Source organism: Mesorhizobium sp. M0621, from assembly GCF_040320745.1.
Lineage (GTDB): Bacteria > Pseudomonadota > Alphaproteobacteria > Rhizobiales > Rhizobiaceae > Mesorhizobium.
Window position 1 is genome coordinate 1 of the sequence record NZ_JAMYQF010000022.1, and the last position, 26283, is coordinate 26283.

Annotated in this window: 27 protein-coding genes; 12 read left to right on the forward strand and 15 right to left on the reverse strand. The window is 61.7% G+C overall.

The genetic code is table 11. The features are described 5' to 3' along the window. Window positions 1-507: 507 nt before the first annotated feature. The gene (locus tag NKI38_RS16955; RefSeq protein WP_352659390.1) at window positions 508-852 is read right to left on the reverse strand and encodes a RidA family protein; all 345 of its coding nucleotides are present in this window, start codon (window positions 850-852) and stop codon (window positions 508-510) included. 240 nt (window positions 853-1092) lie between these two features. On the opposite strand from NKI38_RS16955, the gene aztA reads away from it, so the two are divergent. From aztA to NKI38_RS16975, 4 genes are all read left to right on the forward strand, one after another. Then, window positions 1093-1899: a zinc ABC transporter ATP-binding protein AztA gene (aztA, locus tag NKI38_RS16960; protein WP_352659391.1), complete on the forward strand. Its 807-nt coding sequence runs from the start codon at window positions 1093-1095 to the stop codon at window positions 1897-1899. Next, the gene (gene aztB / locus NKI38_RS16965) at window positions 1899-2774 is read left to right on the forward strand and encodes a zinc ABC transporter permease AztB (RefSeq protein WP_352659392.1); all 876 of its coding nucleotides are present in this window, start codon (window positions 1899-1901) and stop codon (window positions 2772-2774) included. Before aztA ends, aztB begins: the two co-directional genes overlap by 1 nt. A gap of 29 nt (window positions 2775-2803) precedes the next feature. Next, window positions 2804-3745 carry a zinc ABC transporter substrate-binding protein AztC gene (gene aztC, locus NKI38_RS16970; protein ID WP_352659393.1) on the forward strand — a complete coding sequence of 314 codons (942 nt, stop codon included), beginning with the start codon at window positions 2804-2806 and terminating at the stop codon, window positions 3743-3745. Window positions 3746-3894: 149 nt separating this feature from the next. Then, window positions 3895-4233: a protein tyrosine phosphatase family protein gene (locus tag NKI38_RS16975; RefSeq protein WP_352659394.1), complete on the forward strand. Its 339-nt coding sequence runs from the start codon at window positions 3895-3897 to the stop codon at window positions 4231-4233. 20 nt (window positions 4234-4253) lie between these two features. Here the strand turns inward: NKI38_RS16975 and NKI38_RS16980 are convergent, their stop codons facing one another. Further along, complete coding sequence (locus tag NKI38_RS16980; protein ID WP_023762149.1) at window positions 4254-4721, reverse strand: Lrp/AsnC family transcriptional regulator; 468 nt, start codon at window positions 4719-4721, stop codon at window positions 4254-4256. A 137-nt stretch (window positions 4722-4858) separates the two neighbouring features. On the opposite strand from NKI38_RS16980, the gene hppD reads away from it, so the two are divergent. The 3 genes from hppD to NKI38_RS16995 all read left to right on the forward strand — a co-directional run bounded on the left by hppD (window position 4859) and on the right by NKI38_RS16995 (window position 6636). Next, the gene (gene hppD / locus NKI38_RS16985) at window positions 4859-5971 is read left to right on the forward strand and encodes a 4-hydroxyphenylpyruvate dioxygenase (RefSeq protein ID WP_352659395.1); all 1113 of its coding nucleotides are present in this window, start codon (window positions 4859-4861) and stop codon (window positions 5969-5971) included. A gap of 66 nt (window positions 5972-6037) precedes the next feature. Beyond that, window positions 6038-6262: a type II toxin-antitoxin system Phd/YefM family antitoxin gene (locus tag NKI38_RS16990; protein ID WP_352659396.1), complete on the forward strand. Its 225-nt coding sequence runs from the start codon at window positions 6038-6040 to the stop codon at window positions 6260-6262. Beyond that, on the forward strand, window positions 6259-6636 hold the full coding sequence (locus NKI38_RS16995) for a type II toxin-antitoxin system VapC family toxin (RefSeq protein ID WP_352659397.1): 378 nt from the start codon (window positions 6259-6261) through the stop codon (window positions 6634-6636). Before NKI38_RS16990 ends, NKI38_RS16995 begins: the two co-directional genes overlap by 4 nt. 234 nt (window positions 6637-6870) lie before the next feature. Here NKI38_RS16995 and NKI38_RS17000 read toward each other — a convergent pair whose 3' ends face one another. The 3 genes from NKI38_RS17000 to hmgA are packed head-to-tail and all read right to left on the reverse strand — an operon-like array spanning window position 6871 to window position 10093. Then, complete coding sequence (locus NKI38_RS17000; protein WP_352659398.1) at window positions 6871-7884, reverse strand: fumarylacetoacetate hydrolase family protein; 1014 nt, start codon at window positions 7882-7884, stop codon at window positions 6871-6873. Continuing rightward, on the reverse strand, window positions 7881-8768 hold the full coding sequence (locus NKI38_RS17005) for an MBL fold metallo-hydrolase (protein WP_352659473.1): 888 nt from the start codon (window positions 8766-8768) through the stop codon (window positions 7881-7883). The genes NKI38_RS17000 and NKI38_RS17005 overlap by 4 nt, the downstream gene beginning before the upstream one ends. Before the next feature lie 11 nt (window positions 8769-8779). Continuing rightward, window positions 8780-10093: a homogentisate 1,2-dioxygenase gene (hmgA, locus tag NKI38_RS17010; protein ID WP_352659399.1), complete on the reverse strand. Its 1314-nt coding sequence runs from the start codon at window positions 10091-10093 to the stop codon at window positions 8780-8782. Window positions 10094-10180: 87 nt separating this feature from the next. Between hmgA and NKI38_RS17015 the strand changes: the two genes are divergently transcribed. After that, the gene (locus tag NKI38_RS17015) at window positions 10181-10648 is read left to right on the forward strand and encodes a MarR family winged helix-turn-helix transcriptional regulator (RefSeq protein WP_352659400.1); all 468 of its coding nucleotides are present in this window, start codon (window positions 10181-10183) and stop codon (window positions 10646-10648) included. A gap of 30 nt (window positions 10649-10678) precedes the next feature. On the opposite strand, the gene NKI38_RS17020 is transcribed toward NKI38_RS17015, so the two are convergent. The 3 genes from NKI38_RS17020 to NKI38_RS17030 are packed head-to-tail and all read right to left on the reverse strand — an operon-like array spanning window position 10679 to window position 13615. Beyond that, on the reverse strand, window positions 10679-11305 hold the full coding sequence (locus NKI38_RS17020; RefSeq protein ID WP_352659401.1) for a hypothetical protein: 627 nt from the start codon (window positions 11303-11305) through the stop codon (window positions 10679-10681). Window positions 11306-11340: 35 nt separating this feature from the next. Continuing rightward, window positions 11341-12375, reverse strand: coding sequence for an L-threonine 3-dehydrogenase (tdh, locus tag NKI38_RS17025; protein WP_352659402.1), 1035 nt, complete (start codon window positions 12373-12375; stop codon window positions 11341-11343). A gap of 52 nt (window positions 12376-12427) precedes the next feature. After that, window positions 12428-13615 carry a glycine C-acetyltransferase gene (locus tag NKI38_RS17030; protein ID WP_352659403.1) on the reverse strand — a complete coding sequence of 396 codons (1188 nt, stop codon included), beginning with the start codon at window positions 13613-13615 and terminating at the stop codon, window positions 12428-12430. A gap of 318 nt (window positions 13616-13933) precedes the next feature. Between NKI38_RS17030 and NKI38_RS17035 the strand changes: the two genes are divergently transcribed. Further along, a complete protein-coding gene (locus NKI38_RS17035) occupies window positions 13934-16000 on the forward strand; it encodes a putative bifunctional diguanylate cyclase/phosphodiesterase (protein WP_352659404.1) in 2067 nt (688 codons plus the stop codon). A gap of 123 nt (window positions 16001-16123) precedes the next feature. Then, on the forward strand, window positions 16124-16864 hold the full coding sequence (locus NKI38_RS17040) for a polysaccharide deacetylase family protein (protein WP_352659474.1): 741 nt from the start codon (window positions 16124-16126) through the stop codon (window positions 16862-16864). Between the two features lie 13 nt (window positions 16865-16877). Here the strand turns inward: NKI38_RS17040 and NKI38_RS17045 are convergent, their stop codons facing one another. Beyond that, window positions 16878-17306, reverse strand: coding sequence for a MarR family winged helix-turn-helix transcriptional regulator (locus tag NKI38_RS17045; protein ID WP_352659405.1), 429 nt, complete (start codon window positions 17304-17306; stop codon window positions 16878-16880). A gap of 120 nt (window positions 17307-17426) precedes the next feature. Between NKI38_RS17045 and NKI38_RS17050 the strand changes: the two genes are divergently transcribed. Further along, window positions 17427-17834 (forward strand): hypothetical protein, encoded by a 408-nt coding sequence (locus tag NKI38_RS17050; RefSeq protein WP_352659406.1) that lies wholly within the window; start codon window positions 17427-17429, stop codon window positions 17832-17834. Between the two features lie 136 nt (window positions 17835-17970). Here NKI38_RS17050 and NKI38_RS17055 read toward each other — a convergent pair whose 3' ends face one another. Next, window positions 17971-20016, reverse strand: coding sequence for an oxidoreductase (locus NKI38_RS17055; RefSeq protein ID WP_352659407.1), 2046 nt, complete (start codon window positions 20014-20016; stop codon window positions 17971-17973). A 100-nt stretch (window positions 20017-20116) separates the two neighbouring features. Between NKI38_RS17055 and queF the strand changes: the two genes are divergently transcribed. Beyond that, complete coding sequence (queF, locus tag NKI38_RS17060) at window positions 20117-20578, forward strand: preQ(1) synthase (protein ID WP_292190578.1); 462 nt, start codon at window positions 20117-20119, stop codon at window positions 20576-20578. Between the two features lie 29 nt (window positions 20579-20607). On the opposite strand, the gene NKI38_RS17065 is transcribed toward queF, so the two are convergent. The 5 genes from NKI38_RS17065 to NKI38_RS17085 form a co-directional block, all read right to left on the reverse strand. Continuing rightward, complete coding sequence (locus tag NKI38_RS17065) at window positions 20608-21792, reverse strand: mandelate racemase/muconate lactonizing enzyme family protein (protein ID WP_352659408.1); 1185 nt, start codon at window positions 21790-21792, stop codon at window positions 20608-20610. A 6-nt stretch (window positions 21793-21798) separates the two neighbouring features. After that, on the reverse strand, window positions 21799-22413 hold the full coding sequence (locus tag NKI38_RS17070; protein WP_352659409.1) for a hypothetical protein: 615 nt from the start codon (window positions 22411-22413) through the stop codon (window positions 21799-21801). 4 nt (window positions 22414-22417) lie between these two features. Then, window positions 22418-22897: a DUF3828 domain-containing protein gene (locus NKI38_RS17075; RefSeq protein WP_352659410.1), complete on the reverse strand. Its 480-nt coding sequence runs from the start codon at window positions 22895-22897 to the stop codon at window positions 22418-22420. 96 nt (window positions 22898-22993) lie between these two features. Next, entirely contained in the window at window positions 22994-24643 is a 1650-nt protein-coding gene (locus NKI38_RS17080) for an ABC transporter substrate-binding protein (RefSeq protein ID WP_352659411.1), read from the reverse strand. Window positions 24644-24686: 43 nt separating this feature from the next. Next, the gene (locus NKI38_RS17085) at window positions 24687-26237 is read right to left on the reverse strand and encodes a trimethylamine methyltransferase family protein (RefSeq protein WP_352659412.1); all 1551 of its coding nucleotides are present in this window, start codon (window positions 26235-26237) and stop codon (window positions 24687-24689) included. Between the last annotated feature and the right edge of the window lie 46 nt (window positions 26238-26283).

Consider the following 26283-nt stretch of genomic DNA (forward strand, 5'->3'; position numbering starts at 1 on the left):
TTGGGTCTCCTCTTCAAAGAGAAGGCCCCTAAAGAATCAACCTTTCCACTCAACGCAAGACTTACTCTTACTCATATGCGATTCCCCTGCCCTCGTGGGGGAGATGTCCGGCAGGACAGAGGGGGCGCCGTAGAGCGCCAACTTCTGTCATGGAACTTGCTAGAAGAGCATCAATCAGACTGAAAGGCTGGCGGGACAGCGCCCCCCTCTGCCTTGCCAGGCATCTCCCCCACAAGGGGCAGGGCTGTCCGGGGAAAGTTTTTTGGTTGCAGATATGGTGTCGGAGGACTCGCGCCGATTGCATTTCTCGCGTTCGAGGCACCCATCCGCCGTCCTTCGGTGGCGTTTGCAGGAGGTCCAGCGGAGTTCGCAGAAGGCAGACATCGGAAAGGACGCAAACTGCACCCATCTTTGATTGCAATGCGGCGTCCAAAGACTCGTCTGCGTTGCGCAAAAACTTTCCCCGGACAGCCCTGCACAAGGGGGGAGATTGGCAGCTTCAACGCCTCAGATCGCGGCGGTAACAATAATCTCGACCAGATATTCCGGTCCGGCGAGCTTTGCTTCGCCGGTGGCTCGGGCCGGCGTGTTGCCTTGCGGCACCCACTTGTCCCATTCCGCGTTCATCTCGGCAAAGGTGCTCATGTCGGCCAGCCAGATGATCGCCTGCAGAATTTTGGTCTTGTCCGAGCCGGCCTTGGCCAGCAGTTCGTCGATGGCCGCCAGGATATCCTGGGTCTGCGAAGCGACGTTGCCGCCCGGCTTACCGACCTGACCGGCTAGATAGACGGTATCTCCGTGAATGACTATCTGGCTCATGCGCGGGCCAACATCGATGCGACGAATGCTCATTGGATGGTTCCTTGCTGTGTCGGTCGTGCCTCTTTAGAGTTGCCGCCGGCTTCGGGCAAGGTCGCCCAATCAAATCCCTTGGCGAATCCCCTTGGGCCAAGGGCATAAGATATCCACACACGGCAAGTTGACCCGCCAGCCGCAATTCCGCCGGATTGGCTTGTTGACTAATGTAATAACATCACATATCCAATCGGCCGCTGCCCGCAGCCGGATTTCGCCGCCCTCACGGATCGCAGAATGACAAATACCTGCCTGACATTCCGCGACCTGACGCTTGGCTACGGCAGCCATCCGGCAATCCATCATCTCGACGGCACCATCCGCAAGGGTTCGCTGACGGCTGTCGTCGGCGCAAACGGCTCCGGCAAATCAACGCTGATGAAAGGCATTGTCGGCGTCCTGAAACCGATGGCCGGCGAGGTCATCCGCGCGCCTGGCGTGCGTGCCGCCTACCTGCCGCAGCAGTCGGAACTCGACCGCTCTTTTCCAGCGCGGGTGGTCGATCTGGTCTCGCTCGGCCTATGGCCTCGACGCGGCCTGCTTGGCCGCTACACCAGGCAAGATCGTGATGACGTCGCCAAAGCACTGATGGCAGTCGGCCTCGGCGGCTTCGAGAAGCGGCCGATCGATACGCTGTCGGGCGGCCAATTGCAGCGCACGCTTTTTGCGCGTGTCCTGCTGCAGGACGCCGACCTCATCCTGCTCGACGAGCCGTTCAACGCTGTCGACGCCAAGACGGTCGGCGACCTTATTGCCCTGATCAAACACTGGCACGGCGAGGAACGCACCATCATGGTGGTCGTCCACGATCTCGATCTGGTTCGGCAGAATTTCCCCGAAACATTGCTTCTCGCCCGCCAGCCGATCGCCTGGGGCGAAACCAGGGAAACGCTGAAGCCGGAAAACCTGTTGCGCGCCCGCCGCTTCCACGAAGCCTGGGAAGAGAATGCGCCCTGGTGCGAGCCAGACGAGCATGATCACGGCCATGGGCACGATCACGACCATCATGATCATCCCCATGGCGTTGGGCCGAGGGCTGCCTGATGGATACGCTCTACAGTCTTTTCATCGCGCCCTTCGCCGATTTCGGCTTCATGCAGCGGGCGCTGATCGGCTCGCTGATGCTGTCGCTCGGCGCCTGCCCGGTCGGCGTCTTCCTGATGCTGCGGCGCATGAGCCTGTCGGGCGACGCCATGGCGCATGCCATCCTGCCCGGAGCTGCCGCCGGCTTCCTGCTCTATGGACTGGAGATTCTGCCGATGACCATCGGCGGCCTGATCGCCGGCATCGTCGTCGCGCTCGGCGCAGGTGCTGTATCGCGCTTCACCATCCAGCGCGAAGACGCCTCGATGGCGGCGTTCTATCTGATCTCGCTGGCCATCGGCGTACTGATGGTGTCGATCCGCGGCTCCAGCGTCGATCTCATGCATGTGCTGTTCGGCACCGTGCTGGCGCTCAACGATGAAGCGCTGACGCTGATCGGCGGCATCGTCGCGGTGACGCTGGTCAGCCTTGCCATCTTCTGGCGGGCATTGGTCGCCGAATGCCTCGATCCGCTGTTCCTGCGTTCGGTCAGCCGGTTGGGCAGCCCGGTGCATTTCATCTTTCTCGGCCTCGTCGTGCTCAACCTCGTCGGCGGCTTCCAGGCGCTCGGCACGCTGCTTTCGGTCGGACTGATGATGCTGCCGGCCGCCGCTGCCCGCTTCTGGACGGTGCGCGTCGAGCCGATGTGCGTGCTGGCGGTGCTGATCGGCTTTGCCTCCTGCGTCGCCGGGCTGCTTTTGTCCTATCACGCGTCGCTGCCGTCCGGCCCGGCCATTATCCTGTCGGCCGGTGTCGTTTATTTTGCCTCGATCCTGTTCGGCACGCGCGGCATTCTGCGCGCGCGCATCGTTCATCACCGTCACAGAACGGCTTAATCCCCCGCCTCAAAAGGAGAATCCCGCCCATGCTGAAATCGATCCGCACCGCCCTGACGATGAGCGTTATAACATTAATCGCCTTTGGCGCGTCGTCGGCCTTCGCCGCACCGCTGAAAGTGGTCGCCAGCTTCACCGTCATTGCCGATTTCGCCAAAAATGTCGGCGGCGACCGCATCGATGTCACCACCATCGTCGGGCCGGATGGCGATGCCCATGTCTACGAGCCGAGCCCGGCCGATGCGGTGACCATGGCCAAAGCCGATATCGTGCTGGTCAACGGCCTGCATTTCGAAGGGTTTCTGCAGCGGCTGGTCGACGCCAGCGCCACCAAGGCCTCGATCATCACCTTGACCAAGGGTGTTAAGCCGATCGATTTCAAGCCTGAATTCGCCGATGCCGACGCGGCCGAAGGTGCCGGCACCGGCGGCGGCAAGACGGTCACCGACCCGCATGCCTTCCAGTCGATCGCCAATGCCAGGATTTACGTGAAGAACATCGCCGAAGCCTTCTGCGAGGCCGATTCGGAAGGCTGCGTCAGTTATCAGACCAATGCCGCCGCCTACACCAAGAAGCTCGATGCTGTTGAAGGCGAAGTGAAAGCGGCGATCGCCTCGATCCCGGAGAGCAAGCGCGTCGTCATCACCTCGCATGACGCCTTCGGCTATTTCGAACACGCATACGGCCTGACCTTCCTCGCCCCGCAAGGCATCTCGACCGACTCCGAACCGTCCGCCGCCGACGTCGCCAAGCTGGTTACCCAGGTGAAACAGGACAAGGCGGCTGCGATCTTTGTCGAGAACATCACCAACCCGCGCCTGATCGAGCAGATCGCCAGCGAGACAGGCATCAAGGTCGGCGGCACGCTCTATTCGGATGCGCTGTCGCAGCCCGACGGCCCGGCCTCGACCTATATCGACATGATGCACAACAACATCGCCCAGATCAAAGGCGCCATTCTCGGCAGCTGAGTTTGAAGGTCATCCAATCGGGCCGCATCGGCCCGGTTGGATTTTCTGGCATGCAGTGTCTATTTGGCAGAGAATTCCTTCGGTGCGGATTGCCGCACATGTCGGGGAGTGGCAAGACTGCCGCCTGACCAGTTTGCGAGGATACTGCCATGGAATACCGCGAAATCAGCGAAGACTATTCGGTCTCGGGCCAGATCCAGCCTGAAGACGTCGACGCCATCAAGGCTGCCGGCTTCAAGAGCGTCATCTGCAACCGGCCCGACGACGAGCAGCCCGGCCAGCCTTCGGCCGATACGCTCAAGGCGGCCGTCGAAGCCGCCGGCCTCGCCTTCCGCTACATCCCCGTCATCAGCGGCCAGATCACGGCCGAGAATGTCGAGGATCAGGCCGAAGCGCTGGACGAACTCGACGGCCCGGTCTTCGCCTATTGCCGTTCAGGCGCCCGCTGCACCAATCTTTATGGGCTGATCCAGCAGTCGAAGGGATAGATCGACTCAAGGGTCAAAGGTCAAATCGGCAGCGCGCCGGTTTCCTTGAGCGTCTCCAGCACGATCGCCGTTTTCACATGCTGCACGGATTCGTGCGGCAGGAGCACGCCGTTGACGAACTCCGACAGCGACTTCAAATCGGGCGTCACGACCTTCAGGATGTAATCCATCTCGCCGGTCAGCGCGTGCGCCTCCTGCACCTCCGGCAGCCGCGCCACCAGTTCGCCGAAGCGCCTCGCATTGTCTCGGTTGTGGGTGGCCAATGTCACCGAGATGACATTGACCAAGGAAAAACCGAGCTTGTCGCGGTCGAGAACAGCGCGATAGCCCTTGATAAAACCGTCCTCCTCCAGCCGCTGGCGGCGGCGCGAGCATTGCGACGCCGACAGGTTCACCCGCTCCGAAAGATCATTGTTGGTCAACCGCGCATCGCCCTGCAAGAGCGCCATTATCTTGCGGTCAAACTGGTCAATGCGCGTCTCATCCATGGCTTTGCCCCACATCATGCATACTTCGCGCATGAGATGACCATTTCAAGCGTTTGAATGCAAGCACCATGCACCGCGTCCGCGTTATGATGGCGTCAGATGGCCTGTTCAGGCCAAGCCAGATTCGGAGGAATACCATGGGCCCCTTCCCGCACGACGCCCCGCCCGCCAAGATCAGCAAGGACAATCCCGCCGGCACGGATGGGTTCGAGTTCGTCGAATTCGCGCATCCGGAGCCGCAGAAGCTGGCCGAACTGTTCACCCGCATGGGCTATGTCCCGGTTGCCAAGCACCGCACGAAAGACATCACCGTCTGGCGCCAGGGCGACATCAATTATGTCGTCAATGCCGAGCCGGGCTCGCATGCGATGAAGTTCGCCGACAAGCACGGCCCCTGCGCTGCCTCGATGGCCTGGAGGGTGGTCGATGCCAAGCATGCCTTCGACCACGCCGTCGCCAAGGGCGCCACGCCTTACGAAGGCGACGACAAGGCGCTCGACGTGCCGGCAATCGTCGGCATCGGCGGCTCGCTGCTCTATTTCATCGAGACCTACGGCGAGAAGGGTTCGGCCTATGATGCCGAGTTCGAGTGGCTGGGTGCGCGCGACCCGCGGCCGGAAGGCGTCGGCTTCTATTATCTCGATCACCTGACCCACAATGTCTATCGTGGCCAGATGGACAAATGGTGGGATTTCTACCGCAATCTGTTCGGATTCAAGCAGATCCATTTCTTCGACATTGATGGCAAGATCACCGGCCTGGTCAGCCGCGCCATCACCTCGCCCTGCGGTAAGATCCGCATTCCGCTCAACGAGTCCAAGGATGAGACCAGCCAGATCGCCGAGTACCTGAAGAAGTACAACGGTGAAGGCATCCAGCACATTGCGGTCGGCACCGACGAGATTTATGCCGCCACCGACAGGCTGGCCGAAAACGGGCTGAAATTCATGCCCGGCCCGCCGGAAACCTATTACGACATGTCCTATGCCAGGGTGAACGGCCATGATGAGCCGATCGATCGGATGAAGAAGCACGGCATCCTGATCGACGGCGAAGGTGTCGTCGACGGCGGCACGACCAAGATCCTGCTGCAGATCTTTTCGAAAACCGTGATCGGCCCGATCTTCTTCGAGTTCATCCAGCGCAAGGGCGACGAAGGCTTTGGCGAGGGCAACTTCCGCGCGCTGTTCGAATCGATCGAGCAGGACCAGATCAAGCGCGGGGTGATCAAGGTTCAGGCGGCAGAGTAGACCGACCTCGACATCTTGTGTCGCGATCCATTATGACCTAAATTATGGTCACAATGGATCGCAACCATGAATGTTTCCATCGCCGAGGCCAAGGCCAAATTGTCGGAACTCGTCAGCCGCGCGGAAGCCGGTGAGGAGATCGTGCTCACACGCCACGGCAAGGTGGCCGCGCGCATCGTACCGCCAGCAATGGCCGAACCCCTGCCGCGCATCGGCGCGTTGAAGGGCAAGATCTGGATTGCGGACGATTTTGACAAACTCGGCCCCGAATGGGACGAGTACGTGAAATGACGGTCGGCCCGTTTCTCGCCGACACCCATATCATCCTCTGGTCGATTTCGGACGATCGACGTCTCAGCGAGCAGCACCGCGCCATCCTGGCCTCGGAAGCGGTGGTGTTCGCTAGCGCGGCAAGCGTTTGGGAAATTGCCATCAAACGTTCGATCAGAAAACTCGATGCGCCGGACGATCTGCCGACGCTGCTTCCAAGGATGCAATTTCAGCCGCTCGCCATAACCTTCCAGCATGCCAATGCCGTCAATGGCCTCCCTCACCACCATGGCGATCCATTCGACAGGCTGCTGATTGCGCAGGCGCAGGTGGAGAAACTCACCATTCTTACATCGGACCCACATTTTGCCCGCTACGACGTCGCTTTGATCTGACTAGCCAAGCGACTGGTCTCGCGAGCCCAGCCGCTCAGCCTCCGCCGTCTCAACTTCAAATCATAGTCTTGCAGGAACTCGCAGAGTGGCGGCTTGACCGTGGTGCCAGAGAGCATGGCATGCACCTTGTGGCGTGCGCGCCTCGATGCGGTAACTCAGCCGGATGCCTGGGTGACGACCGCCAGCAAGGCGAGTGCCCAAACCCCGGCCAGCAGATAGTCCCCCGTCATTCCCTCACCTTTCGTATTTCTCGACCTTCTGCTCGATGGCGCCGAAGATCGAATGACCCGTCTTGTCCTTCATCTCGATGCGCACCGTGTCGCCCAAGCGCAGGAACGGCGTCTTGGGTTCGCCTGATACAATGGTCTCGATCATGCGCAGTTCTACGATGCAGGAATAGCCGGCGCCGCCGTCCGAGACAGGCTTGCCCGGCCCGCCGTCGAGCTTGTTGGAGACAGTGCCAGAGCCGATGATCGTGCCGGCGGCCAGCGGCCTTGTTCTGGCGGCATGCACGATCAGCGCCGGAAAATCGAAAGTCATGTCGACGCCGGCATTGGCCCGGCCGAACGGCTTGCCATTGAGATCGGCGAGCAGCGGCAGGCTGACCTTGCCGCCGTCCCAGGCGCCACCCAATTCGTCCGGCGTCACCGCGACAGGCGAGAACGCCGAGGATGGCTTTGACTGGAAAAACCCGAAACCCTTCGCCAACTCCGGTCCGGTCAGCGCGCGCAGCGTCACGTCGTTGACCAACATCACCAGCCGGATCGCGGCGCGCGCTTCATCTGGGCTTGCACCCATCGGCACATCATCGACAATGACAGCCACCTCCGCCTCCATATCGATGCCGAAGGCTTCGTCTGCCATGCGGATCGGATCGCGTGGCGAAATGAAGGAGTCCGAGCCGCCCTGGTAGATCAGCGGGTCGGTCCAGAAGCTCGCCGGCATTTCGGCGCCACGCGCTTTGCGCACCAGTTCGACATGGTTCACATAGGCCGAGCCATCGGCCCATTGATAGGCACGCGGCAGCGGCGAATGGGCGTCATGCTCGTGGAAGCGTTCCGACGGCATCGCATTGTTTTCCAGCGATTCCGCTATTGTCGCGAGATGTGGGGCGATGCGTCGCCAGTCGTCGAGCGCCGCCTGCAGCGTGCGCGCCAGGAACGAGGCGTCGGTGAAGCGTGTCAGGTCGCGCGAGACGACGACGAGTTTTCCGTCGCGCGTCCCGTCCTTCAATGTGGCAAGCTTCATGCGGTTTCCTCTCCTGCTGCAGCTTTGGTGCTGCTTAATTCCACAACAAGGCCGTCGCGGGCGATCGTCAAGTCGCCGGCCCATGTTTTCCTGGCAGTGGCAGTCCAGTCGGCCTCGCCGATCTCGGGGTCGTCGGCCGGGATGAGGTGATTGAGCACCAGACTCTTGACCCCGGCATCGCTGGCGATGCGCCCGGCCTCCTCGGCAAAACTGTGGCTGGCAAGAAGATGCTCTTTCAGCCGCGCGCCATTGCCGGTCTTGGCCACCAGCCGCTCGATGCCTTCTTCCAGCATGGCTTCGTGGACCAGGATGTCAGCGCCCCGGGAAAAATCGGCGAGCGGTGGAAAGAAGGCCGTATCGGCGGAGAACACCACGCTTTTCCCACCATGCTCGAAGCGCAGCGCAAAACAGTCGGTCACCGGCGGATGGTCGACGCGCAGTGCCGAGACCGTCAGGCCGCGTTGCTCGACCACCTGGCCTTCGCCGAATTCGACGGTCGAAACCAGATCGCGGATATCCGGCCGGCCCTCGTCGACGATACGGATTTCGATGTCGAACTCCATCGCCTGACAAAAGCGCCGCCAGTAGTGGTCGATGCCCGGCGGACCGAACACGCCGATGGGCGTCGCCAGGCCCGCTGTCCACGCGGTGTGGATCAGCGGCCCCAGTTCCAGCACATGATCGGAATGCAGATGCGTGACGAAGATCAGGTCGAGCGCCTTCAGGCTGATGCCGGCATCGACCAGACCGCGCGTCACGCCAAGTCCGCAGTCGACGACGATATTGCGGCCACCGATCTGCAGCAGCGACGAACTCGGCCATGGTCCGCCTGGCCGCAGCGCCGGGCCACCCTTCGAGCCCAAAATCACCAGCCGATCCGGCATTGGCGCGCCGCTCAAGACCAGTCGCCCTCCGGCGTGCCGTTGAAACGCTTTTTCAGGTCCGCCCAGCAGTCGATGTAATTGTCCTGCCGGGTTTCCAGTTCGGCGCCGTAGCGGGTCAGCATCTGCGGAAAGCGGGTCTCGAACATAAAGGCCATGGTGTTGTCGAGCTTGACCGGTTTCAGGTCCGCGCGGAAGGCCTTTTCGAAGCCAGGCGCATCCGGTCCATGGGCCAGCATCAGATTGTGCAGGCTTATGCCGCCGGGCACAAAACCCTCTTCCTTGGCGTCGTACTGGCCGTGGATCAGCCCCATGAACTCGCTCATGATGTTGCGGTGATACCAGGGCGGCCGGAGCGTATCTTCGGCCACCAGCCAGCGCGGCGGGAAGATGACGAAGTCGATGTTGGCGGTGCCCTCCTCGCCGCTCGGCGCGGTCAGCACGGTGAAGATCGACGGGTCGGGATGGTCGAACAGCAGCGCGCCGACCGGCGAAAAGGTTGCCAGATCATATTTGTAGGGCGCGTAGTTGCCGTGCCAGGCGACGACATCCAGCGGCGAGTGACCGATCTCGGTGACATGGAAATTGCCGCACCATTTGACGATCAGCCGGCATGGCGTTTCCTTCTCTTCGAACCAGGCGCAAGGCGTCTTGAAATCACGCGGATTGGCCAGGCAATTGGCGCCGATCGGGCCGCGGTCGGGCAGCGTCAGCTTGGCGCCGTAGTTTTCGCAGACATAGCCGCGCACTTGCGGGTCGACCAACTCGACCTTGAAGACCAGACCGCGCGGCAGCACGGCGATCTCGCCGGGCCGCAGCTCGATGACGCCCATCTCGGTGACCAAGCGCAGGGCGCCGACTTGCGGCACGATGAGCAACTCACCGTCGGCGTTGAAGAAATGATCGTCAACCATCGAGCGGTTGGCGACGTAGACATGCGCTGCCATGCCGGTCTGTCCCAGCACATCGCCTGATGTGGTGATGCTGCGCATGCCGACGATGAAATTGGTGGGTTCTTTCGGCATCGGCACCGGATTCCAGCGATACTGGCCGAGCGCCAGTTCGTGATCGCCGACATTGGGCGCGCTCTTCCACAAGGGATAGCTCGCCGGTTTGAAGCGACCGGTGTGCTTGACGCTCGGCCGGATGCGGTAGAGCCACGAGCGCTCATTGGTGCCGCGCGGGGCGGTGAAGGGCGAGCCTGAAAGCTGTTCGGCGTAGAGGCCATAGGCCGGCCGCTGCGGCGAGTTACGTCCTTGCGGCAACGAGCCAGGCAGCGTCTCGGTTTCGAAGTCGTTGCCGAAACCCGGCATATAGGAAAAGGTCATCGCTTCCTCCCGGAATGGATCCTAATTGACCAAACTGGTTTCATTTGTAACCATCGAAAATGTAACCATCAATGACGGCTTTGAAAAATGGCGATCAAGAGCGAAGTGTCCGACGCGCCTGAAATTCTCAATCTGGAAAATTTCCTGCCCTACCGGCTCTACCGGCTTGCCGACGCCGTCAGCCGCGAATTTTCGCGAATATACAAGGACAGTCACGGCCTGACGCGGCCGGAATGGCGTACCCTTTCCGGGCTTGGGCAACATGGAACGATGACCGCGACGGCGCTCGGCGAACAGTCGGCCATGCACAAGACCAAGGTTTCGCGAGCGGTGGCAGAGCTTGAGCGGCGGCGCTGGCTGGTCAGAAGCCCCGACGAGAACGACCGCCGCGTCGAACACCTGACGCTGACCAAAGCAGGCCTTGCCGCCTACAGCGAAATGGTGCCGCTGGCAAAGTCGTTCGAGCGGGAGTTGCTGGCGCGGCTTGGTGAGGAAGAGCGTGCGGCGATTGTCAGCGGGGTGGCGGCGCTGGAGGCAAAGCTCACCCTGGGTTGAAATCCTCCCATGGATTCGACTGTCGCAGAATCAGATGACTACGGCGGCAGGCAACACTCCTAAACCGTAGTAGGCGCGTTCGGCTTCAATGATGCCTCTGACATGGCTTCGAAATGTTACTGGGTCATCAATGTAGGCCAGGAGTACCTGCGCCTGCGAAGCCGCATGTCTTCGAACGCTTTCAAACAGCCGCCTGGCCGTTTCAAAGTCACCAGCCAGGCCGGCCGCGACCCCGGCATGGAAAGCTGCCCATTCTCCGTACGCACCTAGCTGCAATTCATTCATAAGGATTGTCGCTGTCGCCTGCACGGAAGGGAACATTGATCGGTGAACTTGGTCCATTTCGACTGCCTCTCTGGCCATTTGACCTACCAGGGGCACAAACTGTTCGGGGCTCTGGAACTCAACGAACCCGCCACCGACGCGTTCAGAACGATCGAAGGTCAGTGTTTGCGGCAGCGAACCCCAAAGCCAGTGAACCGCTACGTTCAGGTAAGTGCCTCTCGACCAAGAGCTGGGTTGAAACTCGACGACGCTTAGCCAGAAACCACGATCAGCAAGCCAGGTTCGCGACTGACCCTTCCGCCGAAATCCGGAAGGTTGCAATGCGATCTTTGCCTGTGAGGCAATGATGCGTCCGTGCTCGTTATCTGCCATCTTGGGTCCCCACCTGAAGGCAATGGGCCTGGTGGCTACCAGTTCATCACCACCTTGCCGGAACTGCCGCTTCTCATCGCATCGAACCCCGTCTGGAAATCGTCAATGCCTATGCGGTGCGTGATAAGCCCGGAGACATCCAGCGGCCCCTGCACCAGCGCGATCATCTTGTACCAGGTCTCGAACATCTCTCGGCCGTAGATGCCCTTCAGATGCAGCATCTTGAAGATGACCTTGTTCCAGTCGATCTCGAAGCCGGTGGGCGCGATGCCCAGAATGGCGATCTTGCCGCCATTGTTCATGGTGTCGATCATGTCGCGAAAGGCCGGTGCGGCGCCCGACATTTCGAGGCCGACGTCAAAACCCTCGGTCATGCCGAGCGCCGGCATGACGTCGCGCAGTTTTTCCTTCGAGGCGTCGACGACATGCTGAACGCCGAGCTTTTTCGCCAACGCCAACCGCACCGGGTTGATGTCGGTGATGACCACTTTTCGCGCGCCGACGCACTGCGCCACCAGCGCACCCATGATGCCGATCGGCCCGGCGCCGGTGACCAGCACGTCCTCGCCGACCAGATCGAAAGACAGTGCCGTGTGGACGGCATTGCCCAGGGGATCGAAGATCGCGGCGATCTCGTCCGGCACATCGTCGGGGATCGGCACGACATTGTGCTGTGGGATTGCCAGATACTCGCCGAAGGCGCCGGGACGGTTGACGCCGACGCCGAGCGTGTTGCGGCAGAGATGCCCTCGCCCCGCACGGCAGTTGCGGCAATGGCCGCAGACGATGTGGCCTTCGCCCGACACGCGCTGGCCGACCTTGTATTCGGTGACCGCGGCGCCGAAATCGGCGACCGTGCCGACGAATTCATGCCCGGTCACCATCGGCACCGGCACCGTCTTTTGCGCCCACTGGTCCCAATTGTAGATATGGACATCGGTGCCGCAAATCGCCGTCTTCTTGATCTTGATCAGTACGTCGTTGGGGCCGATCTCCGGTACCGGCACCTCTTCCATCCAGATGCCCGGTTCGGCCTTGGCCTTCACCAGCGCCTTCATCATGTTCGACATGCTTCTGTCCCTTGAATCTCTAGATCCGGAATCGCTTTTAGATACCGGCCTTTCAGGAAATCACGCCCAATTCCTTGCCGACCGCTCCGAATGCGTCCACCGCGCGATCGATATCAGCGGCGGAATGCGCAGCCGACATTTGCGTGCGGATGCGCGCCTGGCCCTTCGGCACCACCGGGAAGGAGAAGCCGATGACATAGATGCCGCGCTTCAGCATGCGCGCCGCCATCTCCTGCGCCAGCGTCGCATCGCCCAGCATCACCGGAATGATCGGATGGTCGGCGCCCACCAGCGTGAAACCGAGCTTGCCCATCTCAGTCCGGAACCGCGCCGCATTGGCATAGAGGCGCTCGCGCAAGGCGTCGCCATTGCGGATCAGGTCGAACACCTTGATCGAAGCGCCGGCGATCGCCGGCATCAGCGTGTTGGAAAAGAGATAGGGCCGCGAGCGCTGGCGCAGCCAGTCGACCACCTGCCTCTTGCCCGATGTGTAACCGCCGGATGCGCCGCCGAGCGCCTTGCCGAGCGTGCCGGTGATGATGTCGACCCTGCCCTCGACGCCGCAATGTTCGGCCGAGCCGCGGCCGTTCCGGCCGACGAAGCCGACGGCATGGCTGTCGTCGACCATCACCATGGCATCGTACTTTTCAGCGAGGTCGCAGACACCCCTGAGATTGGCGATGATGCCATCCATCGAAAACACGCCATCGGTGGCGATCAGCCGGAAACGGCAATCCTTCGCCTCCTTCAATCGCGCCTCGAGGTCGGCCATGTCGTTGTTGGCGTAGCGGAAGCGTTTGGCCTTCGACAGCCGCACGCCGTCGATGATCGAGGCGTGGTTCAGCGCATCGGAAATGATCGCGTCGTCCTCACCGAGCAACGTCTCGAACAGGCCGCCATTGGCGTCGAAGCAGGAGCCGTAAAGGATGGTGTCTTCCAGGCCGAGGAAGGACGAAATCGTCGCCTCGAGCTGCTTGTGCTCCTCCTGCGTGCCGCAGATGAAGCGCACTGACGCCATGCCGTAGCCATAGCGGTCGAGCGCCTGGCTGGCCGCCGCACGCAGGTCGGGGCTGTCGGCGAGGCCGAGATAGTTGTTGGCGCAGAAGTTGAGCACCTTCTGCCCGCCGACCTCGATCTCCGCCGATTGGGTCGAAGAGATAACCCGCTCGGATTTGTAGAGGCCTGCCGATTTGAGCCCCGCGAGCTCGCTGTCGATGTGGGAGAGGAATGCTGCGGTCATGATCGGGCCTCGTTTGATGTGGGTCGACTGTCGTCTCGTCCGCGCGAAAAATCCATCGCAAAAACGACCGGATCGGTGGCAAGCGACCGATGTGGCCCCGATGCGGATTGTCATACGGCCGCGGAAGCGAGGCGACGGCAAATGCGGCCGGCCGATGACCGCTCAAATGCCGATACAGCGCTAAACGGGCCGATAACCATTTCCCGATCTTTCCACGGCTCCCCCTTGCCGGCCGGCTGTCGATTTCCAGTCCTGTTAACGTTTGCAGTTCAATGGTGCTCATACAGAAATCCGTTGGCGAGAGGGCCGCCCCCGAACATGTCGCAGCAGCCGGTGCAAACCGTTTCAGGCAAGCTCATACTGCTGATCAAGGCTGGCTATTGGCTAGCCCTGCTGATCATTGCGGCCATGGTGATAGCCTCCTTCATCCTGCTGCAGCAGATGATGGCCACCCAACAGCACAACCACACCTTGCTCGACATCGTCAGCACACAAAAGACGTTGTCGCAGCGCATCGTCTTCCTTGCCAGCGCAACGGGTGCCGCTTCGCGCGACAAGCAGCCGGCGCTGGTCAGCGCGCTCAAGCAAGCAACGGGGGAGTTCGAGACGAACTACGATCTGCTGCTCGAGCAGACGGGAGCCGATCCGCAATCGCCGGCCAAGCTCGACCCAAAGTCGATCGAGAGCGTCCTTTTCGCCAAGCCCTTTCACCTCGACTATTTCTCGGTCGGGCTGATCGCCAATGGCGGCCGCCTGATCTCGGCTTATGAATCCCGGTTCACCGGCAATGGCGGCTACAAGGGCGGCGACGAACGCGTCAATCTCGATGCTTCTGTCGCCAATGCAACCTTGTCGGGCTATGCCGCGCTTGGCCAGCGCATCAGCGCCGATGCCGACGAGCGCTCCGAGAAGCTGCTCGCCCTCCACCGCACGCTGTTCTACGCCACAATCGGCGTCATCATATTGGTGGCGCTCTTCATCTTCAGGCCGATGTCGAACGCCATCCTGCGCAAGACGCATGAACTGATCGACGCGCGCAATTCCATGGCCTTCATCGCGGTGCATGACGGCCTCACGGGCCTGCACAACCGCACGTTCCTGACCGATCATTTCGATACGCTGATCAAGGGCACGCACAGGCGTCGTGAGCGTCTTGCCGTCGTCCAGCTCGACCTCGACCGGTTCAAGCAGATCAACGACACGCTCGGCCATGCCGCCGGCGACTATGTGTTGGTCGTCACGGCACAGCGCATGCGCGATTCCTGTCGGGCGTCGGATCTGTGCGTGCGCCTGGGCGGCGACGAGTTCGTCATGATCCTCGGCGGCGCCGGCGGCACCGAAGACATCAACATGCTGGCGCGACGCATCCTGGCGCACATCAACGAGCCGATCGTCTTCCAGGGCACGACCATTCTCCCAGGCGCCAGCGCCGGCATCGCCGTCTATCCGATCGATGCCGACAATGCTCAGGATCTGCTGGTTCACGCCGATCTGGCGCTCTACTCCGCCAAGAAGCTGGGCGGCGGCAACTTCTCGTTCTTCTCCGAAGAGTTGCGCCGCGAGCTCGACTATCGCAAACAGCTCGAGCACGACATCAAGGTCGCCATCGCGGAGCGGGCCTTCCAGGTCTATTTCCAACCGCAGGTTTCGCTCACCAACGGCACAATCAGCGGCATTGAAGCGCTGGTGCGCTGGAACCATGCCGAGCGCGGCATGATCCCACCCGGGGAATTCATTCCGGTCGCCGAAAAATGCGGCTTCATGCCCGAGATCGGCCGCATCGTCATCACCAAGGCGATCAACGAAGCCGCCGAATGGAACCGCGCCGGGATCGCCTTCGGGCGGCTTGCCGTCAACGTTTCCGGCACGGAACTGCGCGAGCCCGATTTCGATGCGTTTTTGTTCGGGACGCTGGAAAAGGCCGGGCTGCCGCCACAGAAACTGTCGCTGGAAATCGTCGAATCCGTCATTCTCGACGACGAAAAGACGGGCATCGCCGCCAAGCTGCGCCACATCAGAGCGGCCGGCGTCCATCTGGAACTCGATGATTTCGGCACCGGTTATGCCTCGCTCAGCCATGTTAATCCGAACGAGATCGACCGGCTGAAGATCGATCGTCGCTTCGTCCAGAACATCCATGAGAATGGCGACAATTCGAAGATCGTGCGCGCCATCACCGAGCTTGCCCGTGGCCTCGGCATCTCGATCGTCGCCGAGGGCGCCGAAACCGAAGCCGAACTCGATTCGCTGATGGCCATCGGCTGCGACCAGGTGCAGGGCTACTCCATCGCCTTCCCGATGCCGCACGACAAGGCGCTGGAATGGCTGACCGCCCGCATGCCGAAGAAGGCCAAGCTGACGGTGCTGCAGGGGAGCCTGGCATAGGCTTGCCTTTGTGCAGTCGTTGTCCCAAAACCGCTGCGCACTTTGGGCGACATGCACCGGCCGCCTTGGCGAGCCATTATTGACATGGCGGCCTGCAATAATCGCACCCGGATATTGCGAGTGATGACACTGTTTCGGCTTGTCTTGGCGGCACTGTTGATTTTTGTGGTCCCCGCCCATGGGGCCGACCGCACCATCTATCTCACCTTCGACGATGGCCCGCTGAACGGCACAAGCAACATCCTCGATGTGCTGGAAGCCGAGCAGGTTCCGGCAACCATGTTCATGGTCGGCATGCATGCGCAGGCGAGCGCCGCCAACAGAGCGCTCGTCCAGCGCGCCAGGCAGCTTGCGCTGGTGACGCTCGGCAACCACAGCTACAGCCACGCCAACAACCGCTACCAGCATTTTTACGCCGACACCGAAGGCGTCGTCGCCGACATGATGCGGGCAAACGCTGTGCTTGGGCTCAAGCCGGTGGTGCATGCGCGGCTGCCGGGGCGCGACGTGTTCAGGCTGCCCTCGATGTCGAAGAACGATACCTCGCTTGGCCTCGCCCAGGAGGGCCGTGAGGAGCCAGACTACGAGTTTGTCGCCGCCTCAGGCTTCTATCTCTATGGCTGGGATCACGAGTGGGTGCACAAGGACAGCGGCGAGCCGGTGCAGAGCGTCGACCATCTGGTCAGCGAGATCGATCACTTGTTCGGATATGGCCGCTTCGTCAAGCCCGGCAAGCTGATCCTGTTGATGCATGACGAGATGTTCCAGGACGGCTTCGACGGCAAGACGAAGCTGACCAATTTGATCACCGCGCTGAAGCTGCGCCACTACACTTTTGGGACAATCCGGGGCTACGACGACTGAGCCCTATCCTGCCCTAGCTTTCCACATTCGCCCGCAATGCCGCCAGCACCTGCGCGAACTCCGCCAGCCGCTCGTCAGACAGTCCGACCCGCAGCCGCTTGTCGAAGGACAACGCGGCCTTGCGCAATGTCTCGAACATCGATTCTCCGGCCGCGGTCAGTTCGACCAGATGAACCCGGCGGTTGACGGGATCGCGGCGGCGCATCAGCAGGCCCTGCGCCTCCATCGCGTTGAGATGGTGGGTCAGCGTCGCCCCCTGGATGCCGATCATGCCGGCAAGCTCGCGCTGATTGGCAAGCTTGCTCGATTTGACAGACAGCAGAGTGAGCCAGACCGGCAACGTACCGCCCGCTTCGACAAGAGCAGCATCGAAGGCTTGGGCGACAAGTTTGGCGGTGCGGCCAAGATTCATGCCGACTGGCGGGCGGTCAAAGGGCGTCATCGTCAGACACTAGGCGGTGTTCTCCGTAGAGGGAACTGAGTGATAGGCTTATACATTGACATCTAATCATTTGATATCTAATTATATGCGAACGGCGGGCAAAAAAGAGGAAATGCGGTCATGCAATATGTCTACATCGTCGTCCTCGGTCTTCATGTCATGGCCGGCGTGTTCTGGGCCGGCACCACCATCGCGGTCGGCCGCGATCCGGAGATCCGGGCAGAACGGTTCTTCCGGCCCCAAATGGGCGCGGCAGGCCTGGTTTTCCTCACCGGCATACTGCTTTGGTATTTCTTCCATGAAGGCCTTTTCGGCCCGATGGAGAAGGTGCTGGCGCTGGGAATCGCCACGGCTCTAATTGCCGCCGGCGTACAGGGCGCGCTGGTGGGTTCTGCCACCAGGCAGCTTGCCGGCACCGATGCGGCGACGGAAGCCCGGTTGCGCGCGAAAATGACAAGAGGCGAGCGCATCGCCGGCGGTCTATTGGTTATCACCGTGCTGTGCATGGCCGTCGCGCGGATGGTCTGAGACGCAGCACAATTTCACGGAATCGCATGTTGTCTGGCGACGAGCCAATGACGTGCGGGCGCGCGGTCGGACCGAAGTACACGGGCTCTCGTACGCAGGCCCGACCGCGCGTCACCGATTCTCGCGATAACGAATTTCAAATCCGCAAGCCGAACCTGATGCCGTCATAGATGGCCGCATGAATGTTGCGCGAGGCGACCGCGTCGCCGATGCGAAACAGCACGAAGCGCGCTTCCGGGTTGCGCGCCGGAAAAATGTCGCCACCGCTCACCAGCCGCTCGTAGTCCACCGCGCCACCGTTCTTCGACAGCGGTTTCAAGGACAAATAGAGATCGTCGAGCGGCAGCGTGCCGTGCTCGACCACCACCTGGTCGACCCTGCGCTCGCCGCGCCAGCCATCGGCGAAATCCGAGGCCAGTTCGGCGACCAGCAGGTTGCCCTCGCGCCGCACCGAGCGCAGCCTTGTGTTGATGGTGATGGTGACGCCCTTCTCCTGGAAGGCGCGCATATAGGGCACGTGGTTCATGCCGCCCATTTCCGGGGCAAAGAACCGCTCCGGCGAAACGAGTTCGAGTTTCGAGCCGGCATTGGCGATCAGTTCGGCCGCGCCCATGCCCTGATGGCCGCCATTGTCGTCATAGAGCAGCACATTTTCGGCCGGCTTGACGCTGCCGGCCATGATGTCCCAACTTGAGGTGACCAGGTTGTCGCCTGCCGTCAGCGGCGGGTTCTGCGGCAGGCCGCCGGTGGCAACCACCACAATGTCGGGCGACAGGGCCAGAACGTCGTCCTTCTCCGCCCAGGTGTCGTAGCGGATCTCGACGCCGAGCCGATCGAGTTCGGCCAGCCGCCAATCGATGATGCCGATCAATTCCTTGCGCCGTGGGTTCTGCGTCGCCAGCCGAACCTGGCCGCCGGCCTGTGACGATGCTTCCAGGATCGTGACCTTGTGGCCTCTCTCGGCTGCGACCCGCGCCACCTCCAGCCCGCCGGCACCGGCGCCGACGACGACAACTTTCTGCTTCGGCCCTTCGGTCTTGACGATGATGTGCGGGATATCGGCCTCGCGGCCGATCGCCGCATTGTGGATGCACAGCGCTTCGCCGCCTTCGTAGATGCGGTCCAGACAATAGGTGGCGCCGACGCACGGGCGGATCTCGTGCTCGCGGCCCTCCATCACCTTTTTGATGATGTGCGGATCGGCGATGTGGGCGCGGGTCATTCCGACCATGTCGAGCTTGCCGGTGGCGATGGCGTGCCGCGCGGTGGCTACATCGGAAATCCGCGCCGCATGGAAGGTCGGGAATTTTGTCGCCGCCCTCACCTCGCCCGCGAAATCGAGATGCGGCGAAGAGCGCATGCCGGTCACCGGGATAACCTTGGTCAACGCCGCGTCGCTCTCGATCGAGCCACGGATGATGTTGAGGAAATCGACCTTGCCGGAGCCGGCCAGCCGCTTTGCAATCTCGACGCCCTCCTCCTTCGATAGGCCTTTTTCGAAATCTTCATCGGCGACCATGCGGATGCCGACGACGAATTTATCGCCGACCGCCTCCCGCACGGCATCAAGCACCATGTTGGTGAAGCGCAGGCGGTTGTCGAGCGAGCCGCCGAATTCGTCGTCGCGATGGTTGGTGGCCGGCGACCAGAAGCCGTCCATCAGATGGCCGTAGGCTTCGAACTCGATGCCGTCGAGGCCGGCGGCCTGGCAGCGCTCGGCCGCCGACGCATAGTCGGCGACGATGCGCTCGATGTCCCAGTCCTCGATGGTCTTGGGAAAAGCGCGATGCGCCGGTTCGCGCACGGGCGAAGCCGAGAGCACCGGCAGCCAGTCGGCCTTGTTCCAGCCAGTACGGCGGCCGAGATGAGTGATCTGGATCATCACCTTGCAGTCGTGCTCGTGACAGGCGTCGGCGAGTTCGGCCAGCCACGGCACGATCCTGTCTTCATAGACATGCAGGTTGCCGAAGGCGGCCGGACTGTCGCGCGATACGATCGCCGAGCCGGCGGTCATGGTCAGCGCCATGCCGCCCTTGGCCTTTTCGGCATGGTAGAGCCGATAGCGTTCTTTCGGCATGCCATCCTCGGAATAGGCCGGCTCATGGCTGGTCGACATGACCCGGTTCTTCAGCGTCAGATGTTTGAGCTGGTAGGGCTGGAGAAGCGGATCGTTGCTGGTCATCGTCTTCCTGCGGTTTCAAATTGTGCTAATGAGCGGCAAAATTCGTTTTCAAGCATGTCGTCCCACACGCAATCCGGGGGCATGCGATAAGGATCCCGCCATGATCGACACCAAGACCCTCACCCAACTCGGCGCGCACGTCGAGACGCCACAAAGCCCCGAAGCAGCAGTCCTGGAGACCGTTCCGTTTTCGCGCGGCGACGGACCGCCGGCGATCGTGCGCTTCACCTGCCCGGAATTCACCTCGCTGTGCCCGGTCACCGGCCAGCCGGACTTCGCCCATATCGTCATCGACTACGCACCCGATGCGCTGCTGGTGGAATCCAAGTCGCTCAAACTGTTCATGACCTCGTTTCGCAACCATGGCGCCTTCCATGAAGACTGCACGGTCATGATCGGCCGCCGCATCGTGGCGGCAACCAAGCCGCTGTGGTTGCGCATAGGCGGCTATTGGTATCCGCGCGGCGGCATTCCGATCGATGTGTTCTGGCAAACCGGCGCTCCGCCCGAAGGCGCCTGGCTGCCCGACACCGGTGTCGCGCCCTATCGCGGGCGCGGCTGAACAAGGACGTCTTGACGATCGAGACCGCATCAGTTGAGCGGCAGACGCCGGTAGCGGCCAGGCTTGTTCGGATCGCTGAAATGGCCCATCGGCCCATGCTCGGCGAAGTGCCCCGCCCAACGCTTCATCGCGGCGGGGTCGAGCTCGACGCCCAGCCCGTGGCCTTCCGGCACACGCACCGTATTGCCGGTTTGGCGGGACGGACCGTCCTTGATGACGTCGCCGATCTGCCAGGCAAACAGTGACTGCGATGCCTCGGTGATCCACTGCGTCGCCGCCACGACATGCAGATAGGCTGACGTCATGATGCCGAGATCATTCGAGTAGCACCAGAAGCCCTTGCCCATCGCCTCGCAGGCAGCGATGAATTTCAGGGTTTTGGACAGGCCGCCGAGGGCGGCGAAATTGCAGACGAAGTAATCCGGAGCGCCAAGCGCCACCGCTCGTCTGAGGTCTGGAGTGTGCGTGGAAAACGGGATGCGCGAGTGCTGGCGCAGTGCTGCCATCTCCTCGAAAGTGGCGACCGGGTCCTCGTAGTTGCGGATGTTGAACGGCTCGATCTCGCGCAGCACCCAGCGCGCCGTGGTCAGCGACCATTGCATGTTGGAATCGAGCTTGATCTGCGCCTTTTCGCCCAGCGCCTCGCGCAGCATGCGCACGGTCCTGATTTCAAGCTGGGGATCGCCCATGATCAGCTTGCCCTCGAAGATCGTCGAGCCGTGCTCTTCGCGCATCTTCAGGCAGTAATCGACGATCGCTTCGGGCGTCATCTCGCCGCCCGCCCCATTCTGTGCCGCGCGAAAGGAGAAATATTCCGAAAACGGAATGTCCTTGCGCACCGCGCCGCCTAGCACCTTGTAGAGCGGCATGCCGAAGACCTTGCCTCTGATGTCCCAGAGCGCCAGTTCGACGGCGCCGAAGGCGACAGAGGCGGCGTTCTCGCCGGTATTGGCGGTGATCTGCCACGGCGGCACGCAGCGCGCCTCGCAATCGGCAATGTCGAGCGGATCGGCACCAATCAGCGCCGGCGCGATCTCGGCCTTGATCACCTCGCCGAAGTGCCACCACGGGGCCTCGCCCAATCCGACGACGCCTTCGTCGGTCTCGACTTCGATAATCGACTTCGAGGCGCCGCCATAGAGACCGGCCGTCCACCAGAACGGCGCATCGAGCGGAACGTTGACATGGGTGACGCGGATATTGGTGATCTTCATCGGTACCTATTCGCACTGATATTGGCTGAGGGCCCACTCGCCGGTCACCGACAACAGGTCCGTGATCTTCCAGTCGCCGTCGACCTTCTTGAATTTCCATTCCAGCCGGTGCGGGTTGCCTGATATGACGAAGGCGACGATGACCTTGGCCTGGTCGCCGTTGATCGCTTCAAGCGTCTTCAGGCTCTTGTCGATCTCGGCCTTGTCGTAGTCCGCATTGTCCAGCGCCATGTTGGGGTCGAGGCACTCGCCCTGCCCGGACTTGCGCAAGGCGTCGCTCTTGTCGAGCACGGTTTTCGCCGGATCGGTGAAATGGCTGCGCTCTGACGGATCGATCTCCAGCCCGACCCGATCGTAAAACGGCCGCACCACCGCTGTCGGGGATCCCGGCTGGACAGGTGCTGCGGGCGCTGCCTCGGCTGGCGACCATCCGACCGGCGGCGTTGTTGGTTCCACAGCCGCTCCGGGCGCATTTGCGGGCGGCGGCCCGCTGTCGCCCGGCGTAGTGTCGGCCGGGGCGTTTGCCGGCGGCGTACCCAACAAACCTTGCGCGGTGGCGCCACTCAGACCCACCGCCAGCAGGCACATGGTCGACAGTGCCGGGAACGGGCGATGGGCCATCGCATCACTCCGGTGTCTGGCCGGCCACGCATTCCAGCGCGCTGAGCGTCCAGTCACTGGTCTTGGACGCGATGTCCGATATCTTCCACTTGCCGTCGATCTTCTTGAGCGACCAGACCATTTCGCGCTTGGAATCGTCGCCCTCGGAGAAAAGGCTGAAGGATGCTGTAACCTCTGCGTTGTCGCCATCCAGCTTCTCAGACAGTTTCAGCGTTTTCGAGACGGTCTTCTGATCGAAATCCTGGGCGTCCAAACCAGGATCGAAATCGATGCAGGCGACCTGGTCCGGGTTCTTTTTCGTTGCCTGGTCGTTCAGGTCGAACAGTTTCGTCACCGGCTCGGTGAATCGATCCCGGTATTGTTCGTCGGCCTCGAACTTGACCGCCGGAACATAGAAGAACTTCACGGCATTGGACGCCGGACCGGCGAAGGCGGCCGCGGGCAAGGCTATCGAAAGGGCGGCAGCGAGCACTGTCAGTCTCATGCAGAATCTCCGGCTTTTGATGGCTTGAGCCTATCAATACCACGTATCCTGCATATCGGCTTTTTTGCGGCTCATGAAGTCCTGCAGCACCCTGATTCAGCCGTCCAGCCAGACGGTTTGAAGGTCCATCTCGAAGGTCTGGTGGACACCGTAGTTCTTCACCTTCTTGTTCATATGGCTGTAGAGCTTCTGCCAGAACGGTTGAATGATGACGCCCGAATCCTGCAGGATCTGTTCGACATCCTTCATCACCTCCTTCCGCTTCTCCACGTCGATGAGCGAAAGCGCCTGCTTGAGCTTGGCGTCGAAATCGGGATTCGAGTATGCCGATTCATTCCAGGCCTCGCCGGTGCGATATCCCAGCGCCAGCACCTGGACGCCGAGCGGGCGCATGTACCAGATCGTCATCGAATAGGGATATTTCGTCCAGTCGTTCCAGAAGGTCGAACCCGGCAACACCGTGCGCTTGACCTTGATCCCGGCATCGCGCAACTGGCCGGCAATCGCGTCGCCCGTATTTTTCTGCCAATCGTCCTCGATGGTGATCAGCTCATGCTCGAAGTCGGCCTGTCCGGCTTCCGCCATCAGCTTCTTGGCGCCGGCGGCGTCACGTGTCTTCTTGGGCAGCGGGTAGTATTCCGGGTGGATCGGGGCGACGTGGTGGTTTTCACCAGGTGTGCCTCGCCCGGCATAGCCAAGTTCGAGCACCGCATTGTTGTCGACGGCCATCTGCAGCGCATTGCGCACCCGCTGGTCGTCATAGGGCTTGTGGGTGATGTTGGTGCGGGCAACCAGCGTCGTCGCCGTCGCCACTTCCGATTTCACCAGATCCATCTTGTCGAGGATGTCGATGAAGTCGGCGGGCGTCTCGAAATTGAGGTCGATCTCGCCGGAGTCGAATGCATTGATCGAGGCGTTGAAGTCGGTGCCATAGTCGATGAATTGGACACCGTCGAGCGGCGCTTCACCACCCCACCATTTGCCATTCTCGCGGCGCTTGACGACCGCCTTCTGGCCGACATCGTATGAGACCAGTTCGAACGGTCCGGTGCCAATCGGCTTCTTGATCGGATCGGCACCGTCGGCATCGAAGTTGCGGTGCACGACGAGCGCCGGATAGTCGGTGAAATTCGGGATCAGCGAGATGTCGGGTTCGCTGAGCTTCAGCTTGACCGTGTTGTCGTCGACCTTGGTGATCGCGCCATCCCTGGCCTTTTTGGTCTTTGCGTCGATCAGCGCGCCGACACGTGCGGCCATCGAATTGCCGGCGACGCCTTTCTCGCACCAGCGCGTCAGATTGTAGGCGACGTCATCGGCGTTGAAAGCATCGCCGTTGTTCCAGGTGATGCCCTTGCGCACATGCAGCACATATTCGGTGGCGTCGTCGTTGATGTCCCAGCTTTCGAGCAGGACCGGCTCGAATGTGAATTGCCTGGTGTAGCGGACCAGCGGCTCCAGCCAGCAGCGCGAAATGTTGGCCAGTTCCACCCAGTCGTAAGTGCGCGGGTCCTTCTGTCCCTTCACCGACATCGATACACGCAGCGTTCCGCCTTTCTTCGGCTCCTGCGCCACCGCCCGGTCGGGTACGGCAAGGCCGATCATGCCGTAGGCAAGCGCCGTCGAGGCGCCGAAGGCGCTTGCGAGCGCCAGGAATTCGCGCCGGTCGACACGACCGGCACGTGCTTCGACCGCCATCGCCTCGATAGCGCTCGGCACGCGATCACCATTGCTGCTGAAGAGTGTCATTTTTTCCTCCCGTCTGGTTCCCATTTGGTCTTCGTGCGTCGCCTCAACTGACGCTGTCCGGCAGCCTCTCCTCGCGCCGCGCGATGAAGTCTGTCAGGCCATCGGCGATGCCTTCGTCGAGCTTCGGCTCCTCATAGTCCGCCAGCATGTTGCGTGCCTTCTCGCGGCCGCGCGTGTCGTGGTCCTTTGCCCCTTCGGCCTTCCACTGCTCGAACGAGTTGAAGTCCATGATCGAGGGCATGAAGAAGGCGGACTCGAAATGGTCGAGCGTGTGCTGGGTGCCCAGGAAATGGCCTTGCGGTCCCACCTCGCGGATCGCCGCCATCGCTTCCTTGAAATCGTCGAACGGCAGCCCGCCGGCATATTTGTACCAGCCGATCAGCTGTTCGCAGTCGGTCGCGAATTTCGAATAGCCGCAAGTCAGGCCGGCCTCGAGCCATCCGGCGGAGTGCCAGATGTAGTTGGCGCCGGCCAGGATGGCGGCATGCATCAGCATGTTCGCCTCGTAGCCCGCCTGCGCATCGTTGAGCTTCGACCCGACATGGAAACCGGACGTGCGCCACGGCAGCCGGTATTTCCGCGCCAGGGCTCCCATCAGATACATCATCTGCGCCGCCTCCGGCGTGCCGCCCATGGGAGCGCCGGTCTTCATGTCCACCGTCACCATGAACTGCCCGTAGATCTGCGGCGACCCCGGACGCAGCAGTTGCGTGAACGCGATGCCCGCCAGCGCTTCCGCGTTGACCTGCGCCACCGCGCCCACGGCGGAGGCCGAGGTCGAGGCGCCGCACAGCGCGAAGGGCGCGAGGATCAGCGGCTGGTTGCTCCGCGCATAGACCTTCATCGCGTCCAGCATGGTGGCGTCCCACACAAGCGGCGAATTGCAGTTGGTGATCGACACCAGGACCGGGTTGTCGCGGACATAATCCTCGCCGAACACGATGCCCGCCATCGCCATCGTGTCTTCCGCCCGATCCTTGGACGTGACGATGCCCATGAACGGCTTGTCGGAGTGCTTCAGTGCCGAATGGATGATGTGGAGGTGACGCTTCGGCACCGCGATTTCCATCGGCTCGCAGATGATCGAACTCGATGAGTGCAGCGCCGGCGCCATGTAGGCGAGCTTGTGGAAATTCTGCAGGTCGGCGAGCGTGCCATAGCGCCTGTTGTTGTCGAGGTCGCGCACATAGGGTGCGCCGTACATCGGCGCGAAAATGGAGTTGTTGCCGCCCACGCGCACCGAACGCTGCGGATTGCGCGCATTGAGCGTAAACTCCGACGGGACCTTCGAGACGAGTTCCATCAGCAAGGCACGGTCGATGCGGACACGTGTCTCCGAAACGTCTGCCCCCGCGGCCTTCCAGATCGCAATGGCCTCGTCGTCGCGGAACTCGCACCCCACCTCTTCGAGGATGCTGAGCGACTCCTGGTGGATCAGTTCGACCGCCTCGTCCGGGACCATCTGATAGACAGGTATCTGGCGGACCAGCGTCGGAAACGACGTTACGGGCGCTCCGCGCAGCGCTTTGCGCCCGAGGCGGCCGCCACTTCGACGATTAACGTGTTCGGTCACTTCAGGGGCCGGTGCGTTCATGGCAACTCCATTCCACTCATTGGGACCAGCCTAACGGGACAAAATG